We start from the raw sequence: 13,397 nt of genomic DNA, 5'->3' as shown, positions 1-13,397 counted from the left end.
GAGGGAGGCGGCATCCTGACCAATCAATGCCCGCATAATCTCGATTTCTATCAATGGGTTTTCGGGATTCCGGCAAGAATCAGCGGACATGCCCATATCGGCAAGTACCACCATATTGAAGTGGAAGACGAAGTCACCGCTTATTTCGAGCATGATAACGGCATGATCGGGCATTTTATCGTGACGACTGCAGAATCACCGGGCGTGAACCGTCTGGAGATCGTTGGGGAGAACGGAAGACTTCTGTACGAAAATCATAAGCTTCGGATCTACCGCAATCATATTTCCATGCTGAAGCATCTGCGCGAAACGCAGGACGGGTTCGGGAACGTGGAGTATGAAGAAGAGGAAATCGAGGTTGATACAAACGTGGAATCAGGGCATAAGGTGGTCACAGAAAAGTTCATTCAAAAAATAAGCTCAGGGAAAGGCGAGCTGATTGCGGATGGAACGGAAGGGATCCGGTCGGTCACCATCGCCAACGGAATCATGCTCTCATCGTTCACTAAGCAAATGGTAGCCGTGCCATTTGACGCGGATCAATACGAGGAGCTGCTTCGAGAGCTGATTTCGACTTCCAAGTTTCAAAAGTCCGCCTCCAAAGAGCTGAAAACGGATATGACGCAGTCATTTTCCAAATAAGCGAACCTTTTGCAGGACGAGACTGGTATGCGTTAAAAACAGTAGCAGTCGACGCAGCGGTTTGAGGCAATTCCTTGACAACGATATGTTCATGTCCGGCAGCGCTGGGCATGAACATATTTTGCTGAAAAGGACCACCGGCATAAAGTTACTGTACCGTTTTCTTCTTGAAAATTTCATGCAGTCCAAGCATTGCCGCCCCCAAGGCAGACCCGTACTCTTTCCAGTGGAAAACGACGATCGGCGTGTCTCCATAGGGGGAGTGATCAGCTTCGTGAATCGCATGTACGAGACGGTTGAAAAACGCCGCATTGTCAGTAATCCAGCCGCCCAGAATCATTTTTTGCGGGTTGAGCATTTCCAGCATTTTTCCGCAATAATCGGCAATATCATGGATGATGAGCTCTCCTTGGTCACTGAAGGGCTGGACGCCGGCGAGAACCAGGTCCATAAAGGCATGAACCGTTGCTTCCGGCGACATGGATCCGAACTCTTCCGGATGGTTCGTGCGAAGTCTTTCCGCAAGGATGGGCGTGCAATACGGAGAGAGGTGAGTGGTTCGTCCGGCCGCTCCGCTGGAGCCGTGATAAATCTCCCCGTTCAGGACCAGTCCAGCTCCTGTGCCTTGGCCGATCAGCAGAAAAATAATGGTATGCTCATTTTTGGCGGCTCCGCTGAATCGTTCGGCAAATCCGGCGGCGTCCAAATCATTAGCCAGCAGTACCGGAATCGAGAGTTCTTGCTCCAGCACTTGACGCATAGGGAACTGTTCCAGCTGCAAATATTTAGAAGAGATGACGATGCTTTGCGTCTCATCTAGTCTCCCCGGCAGGGAAATGCCGATGCGTCTGATGAGCTCACGGGGAATCCGCTGCTTATGGATGAATTGCTGCAGCTGTTTCACCAGCGAAGTTCGAATTTCGTCCTGGCCGCGCACCGATTCCAGGCTTTGGCTGGCCACCAGCTGACCGTTTAGGTCGAGCAGCACGCAATGCGCCGGTGAACTCGAAATATCCACGCCAATAACATATCCGCCGTCAGCGCGAATATTCAGCAGGGTCATTTTTCGACCAACACCTTTACCGGCCATACCGGTCTCATGCACGAGCTGTTCGCGGATGAGCTCCTCGATCAGCACGGAAACGGTCGTCGGGCTCAGCTTGGTTTTTCGCGATAATTCGACACGGGATATCGGTCCATGCTCAAAAATCATATGCAGCAGTGTCGAAACGTTGATCTCCCGCAGCATCTGCTGGTTTCCTACTTTATTCGTCATCGCATTCTCCTACTTTCGGAAGTTATGATTGGCCGAGTCCCCGTCAGGACAGGAGTGCTGACCCTGGCGGCTAGGCTGAAAGAGGGTATAGGAACGGGAGTGTAGCCTATTCTTGTGTCAATGCGATTATAGAAAAATGCCCATTGTGCTGTCAACGAGTCCCAGTCAAGGCGGGCAGAGGAAGGGATAGCAAATAAAATAAAAAAACACATTGACAGGGCCGTAAAGGCCTCCCTATAATGATCACAAACGAGCCACACTGATAAGTATTTGTTTCGTTAATTAATTTGTCCGGTGGAAAAATTAATTACAATGGGAGGATGATGCCGAGTTCAATCTTTGAGAATCCCGCTAGGCGTGCAGCAGTCATTTATTCCGAGGAGGGGAATTACTATGACATCCTGGTTGGACCGCACAGTTCTCAAAAAGGCCAAAAAATACAAAATCCTGTACCTGATGATTCTCCCCGGTATTGTCTACTTGCTCATCAATAACTACATTCCCATGTTTGGCATCATCATCGCTTTTAAGGAAATCGACTTCTCCAAAGGGGTCTTCGGCGGGGATTGGATTGGTTTTCGAAACTTCGAGTATCTCTTCAAGACGTCCGAAGCCTACATCATCACCCGGAACACCATCCTCTACAACGTTGTATTCATCATACTCAATCTTGTCTTCGCCGTTGCGCTGGCCATATTGCTGGCCGAAGTGAAACAGCGGTTTTTAAAGCGCTTTTACCAAAGTGCCATTTTGCTGCCTTACCTTATCTCAACGGTCATTGTCGGTTACCTGGTATTTTCGTTATTAAGCATGGAAACAGGCTTCATGAACAAATCGGTCCTTCCTTCACTCGGACTGGATCCCGTCATGTGGTATACGGAACCGAAATACTGGCCGGTCATCCTCACCATCGTCAAGCTGTGGCACAGCGTCGGCTATTTGTGCATCATTTACTTTGCCGCCATCGTTGGCATCGACCAAGAGTATTATGAAGCCGCCACATTGGATGGGGCAGGGAAGTTCAAGCAAATTTTCCACATCACCCTGCCGTCCCTTACCCCCGTCATCACCATCATGACTTTAATGCAGATCGGGCGGATTTTCTACGCGGACTTTGGTCTGTTCTACCAAGTGACGCTTGACTCCGGGCCGCTGCTGCCAACAACCAATGTGCTGGATACATACGTATATCGGGCGCTGCTCAAAAGCGGGGACATCGGAATGGCTTCCGCCGCAGGCTTCTACCAATCCGTGATTGGCTTCGCGCTGATCCTTATTTCCAATTTTGTTGTGAAGAAGATAAACCCCGACAACTCATTGTTCTAATAAGGAGGCGAAGTCCTTGAGAAGAACACGGATTGAACAAGTCGTTATCCATTTCATATTTTGGTTGATTGTCGCGTTTTGCCTGGTGCCGTTTCTGCTGCTTATTACGGCCTCGTTCACCGACGAGGATGCGATCATCCGGGAAGGGTACTCGTTTTTTCCCAGTGAATGGAGCCTGGATAGTTATGTATTCATTTTTCAAAAAACGGGGGAGATCCTGAATTCTTACGGCATTTCCGTCGCTGTGACCATTTTAGGTACGCTAGCCAGTCTGGTCCTGATGACTTTGCTCGCTTATCCGCTGTCGAAGAAGGATTTACCGCTGCGCAATTTCTTTTCATTTATCGTATTCTTCACGATGCTCTTCAACGGAGGACTTGTTCCGACCTATTTAATCTACTCGAATGTTTTTCATATAACCAATACCTTGCTTGCGCTGATCGTCCCGGGTCTTCTGGTCAGTGCCTTCTATGTTATTTTGCTGCGGACGTTTTTTACCGTATCGGTTCCGGAAGCGGTACTCGAGTCGGCGAACATGGATGGAGCGGGGGAATTTCGCATATTCGTGCAAATGGCGCTGCCGCTGTCTCTTCCCGTGCTGGCAACGGTCGGACTATTTCAGGTGATTAATTATTGGAACGATTGGTTTAACGGACTCATTTACATTTCAGACTCCAGGCTGTACAGCATACAGGTGCTTCTGAATACCATTTTGCTGAACGTACAATATTTGCTGGATAATGTAGACTATTCTTCAAGGGTGGACGGCAGTTCCATCCCGACACAGGGCGTCCGCCTGGCTATTGCCGTGATCGGCGCGCTCCCGATTGTGTTAACGTATCCGTTCTTTCAGAGATTTTTCGTTAAAGGGCTGACCGTCGGGGCGGTTAAAGGATGATTTCCCTGCAGCATGTTAAGGAGGTGATGAAGAGCTGCCAGAGGTTGCAGGACGTGGTTACAAAAAAAGAAACCAAATCAGGGAGGCTAATCCATGAAAATCAGCATTGGCGGTTTTTCTTTTTTCAATATGATCCGGGAAGGGAAGATGGATACGTTCGGGTACCTGGAATCGTCCAAGTACAGATACCATCTCGATACCGTTGATTTGTGGAACGGGACCTTTGAAGGGGCTAAGGACGACATTTTTTCCTTGCCTGATGAAGCTTATATTCAACGTCTGGCCGAAGCGATACGGGAAAAAGAAATGACGATTATCAACATCGCGGTGGATGGTGCGCATTTATGGGATGCAGATCTTGACAAGCGCAGCAGGCTTTATGAAAACGCTGTCGCCTATCTATCCATTGCCGAGAAGCTTGGAGCTCGTACCATCCGCATCGATGCGGGAGATCATAGCTCGGCGCCCGGGACGGAAGAGCAGTTCGAATATGTTGTGAACAAGTTCGAAGCGTTGAGCCGGAGAGCGGCTGACCTTGGACTTATCGTCGGACCTGAAAATCATATGGGAACCTCCAAAGATCCAAAATACTTAAAAAAAGTGGCCGAGGCGGTCAATCACCCGAGCTTTGGCATATTGCTCCATATGGGCCGCTGGGATACGGATGAAGACATTGGCGACACGTTGGTCGCGCCGTGGGTCTATCATACGCATTTTGACGGCAAGACGGTAGGATCACCAAAGGGCGAACAAATGGTGAAGGCACTGCTGGATGCCGGCTATGACGGATACTGGGGCATCGAGTACAACGCGCCGGACAATCAATACGCAGAGATGGAATGGGCGATCGCTTCCGTGAAGCGGACGTTGAGCCGTTTAAAATAAAAACTGAAGGGATGATCGAAATGGGAAGAACCGTTCGCATTGGCATGATTGGAGCAGGTTTGATCGGCAAAGCTCACCTGAGAAATTACGCGAATATGGAGGATGTTCAGATCGTGTCCATCTGCGACATCAATGAACAGGAAGCCCTCAAGGTCGCGCATGAGTTCCATATTCCCGACGTCTATACCGATTTCAGAGAAATGCTGAAGCGCGATGACATTGAAGCCGTTGATGTCTGTCTGCACAACAATTTGCATGCCCCCGTGACGATAGCCGCTTTCGAGGCAGGCAAGGACGTATACTGTGAGAAACCGATCGCCGGGACTTACCGGGACGGACTGACCATGCTTGAAGCGGCAGAAGATTACGGCAAGAAGCTGCATATTCAGCTTGGCACCTTGTATCGAAAAGAGACCAAGGCGGCAAAAGCGCTGATCGACGGGGGCATGCTCGGCAAGCTGTATCATGCCAGGGCTACCGGCCATCGCCGGAGAGGACGCCCTTATATTGACGGATACGGGACCCCGGCTTTTCTAAACAAACAAATCGCCGCCGGCGGGGCGCTGATTGACATGGGGGTTTATCATATCGCGCAAATGCTGTACCTGCTTGGCACACCGAAGGTGGAGCGGATTTCGGGCAAAGGCTACCGGGAGATGGATGTGGATGCCGGGCGTGCCGGGCAGGCGGTCTTTGACGTGGAAGAGCTGGGGCTGGGATTCATAAAATTTGAAGGCGGCGCGACGCTCGATATTATCGAAGCGTGGAGCATTCACCTGGGAAGCATCGAAGGCTGCTCTGTGGTTGGGGATAAAGGGGGCATTAAGCTGCCGGCCTATTCGGATCAGCAAATTTTGGCCCCGTTCAGTTTTCATACGACGATTTGCGATATGGATATCAACGGCAGCGTCAACCTGGATGAGATGGACGGCCGCTGGAATCATTTGAAGCCGAATTATGACGCATACCAGTCCTCGCAGCATCACTGGATCGCCGCGCTGCAGGGAAGAGTGGAGCTGCTTCCCACGGCCCACATCGCCTCGCAGACGATGCTGATTAGCGAAGGCATTTATTTATCCGACCGGCTTGGGCGGGAAGTAAGCAGCGACGAGATCATCGAACAATCCCTGTCGAAAGCGATCCAGCTCTAATGCTGCCTTTAAGGAAGAGGGAGGTCCATCCGGCGGCCGGCCATTCCTCCGGATCGTTGTCGGCACTGAAACGTTTCAACTTTTTCCTGTATGGCACGATTGCGATTTTGACTTCATTCTTTCCTTTATATTTTCAAAACATCGGACTCAGTAAAGTGGAAATCGGCATGATTATGGCCGGTGGGCCCTTCATTTCCATCTTCGCCAATCCATTCTGGGGTTATTGGAGCGACCGGCTGCAGAATGTGAAACGTATTCTTATTTTTCTTCTGACCGGGAATTTGTTAGCGACGATCGTGGTGTTTCAGCTCCGTGAATATGCCGTCATTTTCGCCTTCATGCTGATCTTCTTTTTCTTCAACAGTCCCACGTTCTCACAGAGCAACAGTCTGATTCTGAATGCCATCGAGAACACGAACTACAAGTTTGGCGCATTTCGCCTATGGGGTTCGCTGGGATGGGCGATCATTGCCGCGATGGCCGGACCGGTTCTCAGCTGGATGGGGCTGGTGAATCTTTGGATGTTGTACGGGATCATGATGCTGATCTCACTGGCATTTACCATCGGACTACCTCAGGGCAGAGTGACTTCCAAGCCGAAGACCGAGAGACAAAGCTATTGGAAAGTGATGCTGTCGAGCAAGCTGTTCTTTGTATTCGTTATCCTTGGCATCCTCATTTCGGTTCCGAACTCGATCAACCAAACGTTCGTTACATTGTACATTTCCAACCTGGGAGGCTCCAACGAATTGATTGGCTGGTCGGTGTTCCTGTCGGCGATCTTTGAAATTCCAGTGTTTCTGCTGTTTGACCGATTCCTGAAAAAATCGGCAAGGATGATGCTGGGAGGGCTGGTCATCGTAAGTATCCTGTTCGTGATCCGCTGGTTAATGATGTCAGTTGCCGGCGGACCGCTCCAGGTCATCTTTATCCAAGTGCTGCATTGTATTACGTTCGGTGGCTACTACTATATCGGAACCAGTCTGACCGCACTATTAATACCAGCCGAGTACAGAGCGACCGGGCAGGCCATTTATGCCCTGACGTGGGGTGGAATTTCCGGCATCATCGCGGGTCTGTTCGGCGGTTGGATGTTCGATTATTTGGGTCCCCAAACGATGTATTCGATTTGCGCAATCATATCTGTAGCAGGGGTGGCAGGTTTTACGTTCATGTGGATGAAATACCGCAAGCAGTCCGAGTTGGCGGCATCATGAAGATCGGGATCGGACGAATGCCGCTGTGACGCGGCATTCGTCACCCTTTCTGCTGTACTTCAGCTCCGAGCGTGGAGATTCCATATTGAAGATCCTGGGAGGTCAAAAGCCTATGTGGAAAAAGTCGGTTCATTCCTTGTTGTTCTTTGTACTGGCTGTTACCGTTGTTCTGAGCGGATGTTCAAGCTCCTCTTCTAACGGTAAGAAGGAGCCGTCGTCGTCAACGCAAGAAGCGTCTGGTGACGGTAAACTTGCCCCTTATGAAATTACGATCGCTTTTTGGGGACCGGATCAGCGTGATCTTGGTCTTGTGGAGCAGGAAATCAGCAAGATTACGAAAGACAAAATCAATGCAACCGTCAAACTGAAACGCATCGAGGCGGCTGCGTGGACACAGCAAAAAGTGCTGATGTTCTCCGGCAATGAGAAACTCGACCTGGTGTTCACGGGGGAAGACCAATATATTTCGGAAGTCGCGCAAAAAAAGCTGCTGCCCATCGATGACCTGCTTCAGTCCCATGGCCAGGATATCCTAGACGCCTTCGATCCGGACGTACTGGCAGCGGCAAAAATTGACGGCAAAATATACGGCGTTCCAACGATCCGGGACTTTGCCGCTTATCCGACTATTCTGATGCGAACGGATTGGTTAAAAGAGAGCAATATGGACGTCAGCCAGGTGAAAACGATCGAGGATTTGGAGCCGATTTTTGAAAGCGTTAAAAAGAAGCATCCGGAAGCCAATATGCTGGGTAAAGCTTCAGGAGGAGGTTCCATTGCCTATCCACTGCTGCAGACGACGATTGATCCGCTGGGCGACATGATCGGTGTACTTACCGACCCGAATCAGCTGAAGGTCGTTAATTTGTATGAGAGCGAGGAATATGCGAAGTTCATCGGGGTGATACGTCAATGGTTCCTGGCAGGATACATCCCCAAAGACATTGCAACGACCTCGCAAACCGGCCGGGATTATATCAAGGCAAACATCGGGTTCGCGACACCCAATAAAGGCAAGCCGGGGATCACGACGCAGACGGGAGCATGGGCCGGCAAGGAGCTGACGGAAGTTGCACTCGCGCCGCCCAAAATGAATACGCTGACCATTATGAACGCGATGCTTGCCATTGCGGCCAAATCCAAAAATCCCGAGCGCGCGATGATGTTTCTGAATTTGCTCTACTCGGACAAACAAATCATCAATCTGCTGGATTGGGGGATTGAAGGAAAGCACTATCAAGTGAAGGAAGACGGGACGATTGACTTTCCTAGCGGTGTGGATGCGACGAACAGCGGCTACAACATGAGACAAGGTTGGATGTTCGGGAATCAGCTGCTGTCTTATCCGTGGTCGACGGACAGTCCGGATATATGGAAGCAAATGGAGGCGTTTAACCAAAGTGCGGAGAAGTCTGCAGCGCTCGGATTCACCTATAACTCGGAGCCGGTCAAAACCGAACTGGCCGCGATCCAGAATGTCGTTCAGCAATATTCAAAAGCGCTTGAGACAGGAACTCTGGATCCGGATGTTTACCTGCCGAAATTTAACGCAGCATTAAAATCGGCCGGAATCGATAAAGTGATCGCCGAAAAACAAAGGCAGCTGGATGCGTGGGCTGCAAACAATAAGTGAAGTACCTCTCAGTACCAAGAAAAAATAGTCAGTACGATCCAACCTCGAAATCATCGTGCAATCTGCGCAGGCGGTAAGCGTTCATGGCGGATTCGCGCAGCTCCTCAAGAATGGTGTAATTCGCCCATGCCCCTGCGATCGCGCCGATCCCTGGCAGCATCTGCAGCATTTTCCGAAAATCGATCGCATCGCGATACTCGATCTGAAAAGTCTCCCAGTCCATCGTCCTGGAATATTCGGTATCAGATAGCCATTGTTCCTTTTCTATATGCCAATTTTTGATGGAATCGAGCAGCATGGCACGGTTATCCGGCCCAGAAAACGTCATTTGAAATACCTTGAGAATAAACACCCGTTCGGAGAAATGTTTCGTGTCATAGCCGTAAACATGCGCCAGCTCGAACAAAAATTTCATCTTGATTGCGATGAGAGCCGGAAAGTCTACCATGCCAAGGATGATGCCGCCAGCTCCCGTTCCAGCACCTTCAGCAACCGCAATTTTTTGGTACAGGGCAAACAGGTCTTTTGCTTCTTGATCGGCAGCTTCCAGATCCATCGTACTTTGCACCGGACGCCTAGGGGTGTATTCCGCGCCGAACAGTGCCGTGCGCACGATCGACCGGATGGTGGTCGTGATGACGTTCTGCACCTTTGGGGGAATCAAATGGTTGATCCGGCTGCCAACGGTTTTCGATGCTTTTTCCATCCATCCCGGCGGTTTGAATAGCTTTTGTTCCCAATCGGCAACTTCCCTCTGGACTTTATGTTCGTAATGCATGATCTATCGCTCCTCCAATATGCTTGCTTTATTCTATTGTAACGAATAACGCTGTGATTCGGACCAGACTGCAGCAGGTTTCTGACCTCGACTTAAGTCCAGCATCGCAATGAGGTTCGTCAGAGACACTACTTTCACGATTCCGCAATCCTGAAGAAACCTTCCCGCGCATGGCGTTATAGGATGAAGGTATGAATGGCGTTAGCCAGAGGAGGAGATCACCATAAACATGATTGAAGATTGGATTCGTGAATTAAAAAGGGAAGCCGAATCGACACGCTTACTTCTTGAAAGGCTGCCTGAGGACAAACTTTCCTGGAGGCCCCACCCGAAGTCGATGTCTCTGGGACAGCTTGCCCTTCATGCTGCGGGAGTTCCCGGGGGGCTGGCTCAATTGCTGGATGAGGCGGTCAGCGAAGCTCCGGTCGTTCCGCTGCCGGAGCCGACCACCCGGAAAGAAGTGCTCGAGGCACTGGAATGGAGCGTGTCTCTTGCCGAGAGCAAGCTTCGGGAATGGGGAGAAGATGGGCTAAGGAATTCCTGGAAGCTCGTCAGCAAGGGAGAGACCATCTTGGAAGCTCCCCGGATCGACATGGCACGTTCGCTGATGTTCAATCACGTTTATCATCACCGGGGGCAGCTGACGGTCTATCTGCGACTGCTCGGAATATCCGTTCCTGGGATGTATGGCCCCACCGCGGATGTACAATAACGGAAATTTTCAGAGAACGACTCCAAGAGGGAAGATGGAGCCGATAACGCTTTGAAAGAAATATTAACTCTTCAGAATGGGTTGTTAAATATCAAAAAAGAACCTGGGTATCTACCCAGGTTCTTTCATATTGCGCAAAAAATGACGTGATGATATAATCAGATCACGACTGTTCATGTTATAAAGTCAAAAATATCTTATCTTACATTTTAAGTGTAACATGCCAGTTAAACTCTTGTCAAATGTTTTTTTCTCAATCTAATGGTTAGGGAGATGGTCGAATGAGTTCAATGGTTCTTGGGTTTCATGAAATCGAAAAATCGCAGCTTTATCTCGTTGGCGGAAAAGGGCTCCATTTAGGAGAATTATCTAAAGTTGACGGAATCCAGGTCCCCGAAGGATTCTGTATTACAACAGCGGGGTATCAAAAAGCCATCGGACAAAACGAAACGTATCATGCATTACTCCAACAACTAACCATGCTAAACGCAGATGATCGAGACCAAATTGGTGAGATCAGCGGGAAGATTCGGCAGACCATTACGGAAGCAGAAATTCCTTCCGATGTTGTGGAGGCAGTGACTCACTATCTCTCCCGGTTCGGCGAGGAACACGCTTACGCTGTGCGTTCTAGTGCAACCGCCGAAGATTTGCCGCACGCTTCTTTTGCAGGGCAGCAGGATACTTATTTAAATATCATCGGTGTTGATGCCATTCTGCAGCATATCAGCAAATGCTGGGCCTCCTTATTTACCGATCGCGCAGTCATCTACCGTATACAAAATGGATTTGATCACCGTCACATTTATTTATCCGTGATCATTCAAAAGATGGTATTCCCGCAGGCTTCCGGGATATTGTTCACCGCTGATCCAATGAGCGGCAACCGGAAGCAGCTGTCCATTGATGCCAGTTTTGGACTTGGGGAAGCACTGGTCTCCGGCTTGGTATCCGCTGATAATTATAAAGTACAAGGAGGGGAAATCGTCGATAAGAGGATAGCAGCCAAAACTTTGGCAATCTATGGACGAAAAGAAGGCGGAACCGAAACACGCCAAATCGATACGGCACAGCAAAAGGCTCAAACCCTTACCGATCAACACATTGTGCAGCTGGAACGGATCGGGAGACAGGTCGAAGCTTATTTCGGCCAGCCGCAAGACATCGAATGGTGTTTGGCTGATGATACATTTTATATTGTTCAGAGCCGGCCGATTACAACGTTATACCCGATCCCTGAAGCAAATGATCAGGATAATCACGTCTATCTATCTGTTGGCCATCAACAAATGATGACAGATCCGATCAAACCGTTGGGATTGTCTTTTTACCTGTTAATTACTCCTGCACCTATGCGTACAGCCGGCGGGAGGTTGTTTATTGATATAGCTCCTAGGCTGACTACGACTGTTGGCCGGGAAGCTTTATTAAAAAACTTGGAATCCGATCCGCTTTTCATAGGCGCAATCGAGAACATAATCGAACGAGACTTTATCAAATTGGTACCGAATGATCAAACAGCACCCATTCCCGCTAAAAGTAATACAGATAAGCCGGTAGCCTTCGAGAACGATCCGGCTATCGTAGCTGACTTGATCCAGCGGAATCAAGCCTCGATAACAGCTTTAAAACAAAAGATCCATATGAAATCCGGGGCAGAATTGTTCGATTTCATCCTCGAAGACATCCAGGAATTAAGGAGGATTTTATTTGATCCGCAAAGTACGGCTGTGTTTATGTCTGCTATAAATGCTACATTTTGGATTAATGAACATATGAACAAATGGTTAGGCGAAAAAAACGCAGCCGATACGCTTTCTCAATCCGTGCCAAACAATATTACTTCGGAAATGGGCTTGGCGCTGCTGGATGTCGCGGATGTGATTCGCCCTTATCCGGAAGTGGTTGATTATTTGCAGCATGCAACAGAAGATCACTTTCTGGACGAACTGGTGAAGTTTGATGGAGGAAGGGAAGCCCAGGAAGCGATCTATGATTATCTGAGCAAATACGGCATGCGGTGTGCTGGAGAAATCGATATCAGTCGTACCCGTTGGAGCGAAAAACCGATTACGCTGGTCCCATTGATCCTGAGCAACATCAAAAACTTTGAGCCTAATGAGAGCCGTCGGAAATTCGAGCAAGGTCGCCAGGAAGCTTTGGCCAAAGAACAAGAATTGTTAAATCGATTGAGACAGTTGCCGGATGGCGATCAAAAAGCTGACGAAACGAAACGGATGATCGATCTCATCCGAAATTTCATCGGGTATCGGGAATACCCTAAATATGGCTGGGTGAGCCGGTACTTCGTTTATAAGCAGGCTTTACTGAAAGAAGCCGAACGACTCGTGCAAGCCGGCGTCATTCATGATATCGAGGATATATACTACCTTACTTTTGAAGAGCTTCACGAAGCCGTTCGCACCAATATGCTGGATGATCGGATCATCAGCAAACGTAAAGACGAGTATAAAGTATATGAAAAACTGAGCCCACCGCGTGTCATCACGTCTGATGGCGAAATGTTTAGAGGTTCGTACAAACGGGGAGATCTCCCGGCCGATGCGATTTTAGGTCTGCCTGTTTCTTCTGGAGTGATAGAAGGAAGAGCTCGTGTCATTTTAAGCATGGAAGATGCAGCTTTGGAAGAAGGAGATATCTTGGTTACCGCATTTACGGATCCAAGCTGGACCCCTTTGTTTGTATCCATCAAAGGTTTGATTACGGAAGTAGGGGGCCTGATGACCCATGGAGCCGTGATCGCGCGTGAATATGGCCTGCCGGCCGTAGTCGGAGTGGATCATGCGACCAAGCTCATCAAAGACGGGCAGCGAATTCGTGTGAATGGAACAGAAGGGTACATTGAAATATTGGAATAG

At 49.3% G+C, this 13,397-nt stretch carries 11 protein-coding genes; 9 read left to right on the top strand and 2 right to left on the bottom strand.

Translation table 11 applies throughout. The features are described from left to right. The coding region (locus tag IAE55_RS19395; RefSeq protein WP_234489683.1) for a Gfo/Idh/MocA family protein at positions 1-642 on the top strand (642 nt) is incomplete at its 5' end. Between the two features lie 148 nt (positions 643-790). Here the strand turns inward: IAE55_RS19395 and IAE55_RS19390 are convergent. Then, positions 791-1,918: an ROK family transcriptional regulator gene (locus IAE55_RS19390; RefSeq protein WP_105442577.1), complete on the bottom strand. Its 1,128-nt coding sequence runs from the start codon at positions 1,916-1,918 to the stop codon at positions 791-793. 393 nt (positions 1,919-2,311) lie between these two features. On the opposite strand from IAE55_RS19390, the gene IAE55_RS19385 reads away from it, so the two are divergent. From IAE55_RS19385 to IAE55_RS19360, 6 genes are all read left to right on the top strand, one after another. Next, a complete protein-coding gene (locus IAE55_RS19385; RefSeq protein WP_234489682.1) occupies positions 2,312-3,244 on the top strand; it encodes an ABC transporter permease in 933 nt (310 codons plus the stop codon). Between the two features lie 16 nt (positions 3,245-3,260). Further along, complete coding sequence (locus IAE55_RS19380; protein ID WP_200633593.1) at positions 3,261-4,142, top strand: carbohydrate ABC transporter permease; 882 nt, start codon at positions 3,261-3,263, stop codon at positions 4,140-4,142. Between the two features lie 93 nt (positions 4,143-4,235). Next, positions 4,236-5,027, top strand: coding sequence for a sugar phosphate isomerase/epimerase family protein (locus IAE55_RS19375; protein WP_200633592.1), 792 nt, complete (start codon positions 4,236-4,238; stop codon positions 5,025-5,027). A gap of 20 nt (positions 5,028-5,047) precedes the next feature. Next, on the top strand, positions 5,048-6,178 hold the full coding sequence (locus tag IAE55_RS19370; RefSeq protein WP_145159518.1) for a Gfo/Idh/MocA family protein: 1,131 nt from the start codon (positions 5,048-5,050) through the stop codon (positions 6,176-6,178). Continuing rightward, positions 6,178-7,395 (top strand): MFS transporter, encoded by a 1,218-nt coding sequence (locus tag IAE55_RS19365; RefSeq protein WP_145159188.1) that lies wholly within the window; start codon positions 6,178-6,180, stop codon positions 7,393-7,395. Before IAE55_RS19370 ends, IAE55_RS19365 begins: the two co-directional genes overlap by 1 nt. Before the next feature lie 112 nt (positions 7,396-7,507). Further along, complete coding sequence (locus IAE55_RS19360; protein ID WP_145159190.1) at positions 7,508-9,028, top strand: ABC transporter substrate-binding protein; 1,521 nt, start codon at positions 7,508-7,510, stop codon at positions 9,026-9,028. A gap of 28 nt (positions 9,029-9,056) precedes the next feature. Here the strand turns inward: IAE55_RS19360 and IAE55_RS19355 are convergent, their stop codons facing one another. Further along, the gene (locus tag IAE55_RS19355; protein WP_145159192.1) at positions 9,057-9,806 is read right to left on the bottom strand and encodes an EcsC family protein; all 750 of its coding nucleotides are present in this window, start codon (positions 9,804-9,806) and stop codon (positions 9,057-9,059) included. A gap of 229 nt (positions 9,807-10,035) precedes the next feature. Here IAE55_RS19355 and IAE55_RS19350 point away from each other — a divergent pair, with 229 nt between their 5' ends. Then, positions 10,036-10,518 carry a DinB family protein gene (locus IAE55_RS19350; protein WP_234489681.1) on the top strand — a complete coding sequence of 161 codons (483 nt, stop codon included), beginning with the start codon at positions 10,036-10,038 and terminating at the stop codon, positions 10,516-10,518. Positions 10,519-10,799: 281 nt separating this feature from the next. Then, positions 10,800-13,397 (top strand): phosphoenolpyruvate synthase, encoded by a 2,598-nt coding sequence (gene ppsA / locus IAE55_RS19345; protein WP_200633591.1) that lies wholly within the window; start codon positions 10,800-10,802, stop codon positions 13,395-13,397.

It is taken from the genome of Paenibacillus sp. S28, from assembly GCF_016624415.1.
Classification (GTDB): domain Bacteria; phylum Bacillota; class Bacilli; order Paenibacillales; family Paenibacillaceae; genus Paenibacillus_AQ; species Paenibacillus_AQ favisporus.
This window is presented reverse-complemented; position numbering and strand designations above follow the sequence as displayed.

Excerpts from the sequence above, each read along its gene's own strand:
- IAE55_RS19365 (WP_145159188.1), top strand. The coding sequence starts at position 6,178 with ATGCTGCCTTTAAGGAAGAGGGAGGTCCATCCGGCGGCCGGCCATTCC.
- IAE55_RS19385 (WP_234489682.1), top strand. The coding sequence starts at position 2,312 with ATGACATCCTGGTTGGACCGCACAGTTCTCAAAAAGGCCAAAAAATAC.
- IAE55_RS19350 (WP_234489681.1), top strand. The coding sequence starts at position 10,036 with ATGATTGAAGATTGGATTCGTGAATTAAAAAGGGAAGCCGAATCGACA.
- IAE55_RS19390 (WP_105442577.1), bottom strand. The coding sequence starts at position 1,918 with ATGACGAATAAAGTAGGAAACCAGCAGATGCTGCGGGAGATCAACGTT.
- ppsA (WP_200633591.1), top strand. The coding sequence starts at position 10,800 with ATGAGTTCAATGGTTCTTGGGTTTCATGAAATCGAAAAATCGCAGCTT.
- IAE55_RS19355 (WP_145159192.1), bottom strand. The coding sequence starts at position 9,806 with ATGCATTACGAACATAAAGTCCAGAGGGAAGTTGCCGATTGGGAACAA.
- IAE55_RS19360 (WP_145159190.1), top strand. The coding sequence starts at position 7,508 with ATGTGGAAAAAGTCGGTTCATTCCTTGTTGTTCTTTGTACTGGCTGTT.
- IAE55_RS19370 (WP_145159518.1), top strand. The coding sequence starts at position 5,048 with ATGGGAAGAACCGTTCGCATTGGCATGATTGGAGCAGGTTTGATCGGC.
- IAE55_RS19375 (WP_200633592.1), top strand. The coding sequence starts at position 4,236 with ATGAAAATCAGCATTGGCGGTTTTTCTTTTTTCAATATGATCCGGGAA.